This window comes from Bacillus cereus group sp. N6, assembly GCF_016483705.1.
GTDB lineage: Bacteria > Bacillota > Bacilli > Bacillales > Bacillaceae_G > Bacillus_A > Bacillus_A wiedmannii.
Genome location: NZ_JAEHBI010000209.1, coordinates 1 through 480, shown reverse-complemented (window position 1 = coordinate 480; position 480 = coordinate 1). Strand labels below are relative to the sequence as shown.

Here is a 480-nt window from a genome sequence, read left to right as displayed (position 1 = left end):
TCCACTTTTGTAATCTCTACTGAGCCTTTATCTACTTGTTCGTTTTCTACTTTCAGCGATAAAACTTCTGTCATACCCTTTTTGATTTCAAATGATACTGGTTTTTCTAACTTTTTATAACCTGGTAAACTTTCTACCTCTACTAACTTATATGTTCCTATGGATAAACCTGAAACGGTTGCTTTTCCATCCTTGTCTGTCGTTACTTTTGTTACTACTTTCCCTTTTTCATCTTGCACTTCGAAAGTTACGCCTGCTAATACTGTGCCACTTTCTTTGTCCACTTTTGTAACTTCTAAAGTACCTTTGTCTACCAATTCATTCTCTATTTTCAATGATAAGACTTTCGTCATACCTTTTTTGATTTCGAATGATACTGGTTTTTCTAGCTTTTTATAACCTAGTAAACTTTCTACCTCTACTAACTTATATGTTCCTATGGATAAACCTGAAACGGTTGCTTTTCCATCCTTGTCTGTC

1 protein-coding gene is annotated in these 480 nt (G+C 34.4%); it reads right to left on the bottom strand.

Going from position 1 to position 480, the window contains the following annotated elements; translation table 11 throughout:
* Positions 1–480 (bottom strand): MSCRAMM family protein (locus tag JDS99_RS30980; RefSeq protein ID WP_199696501.1); only part of this gene is annotated, 480 nt, incomplete at both ends.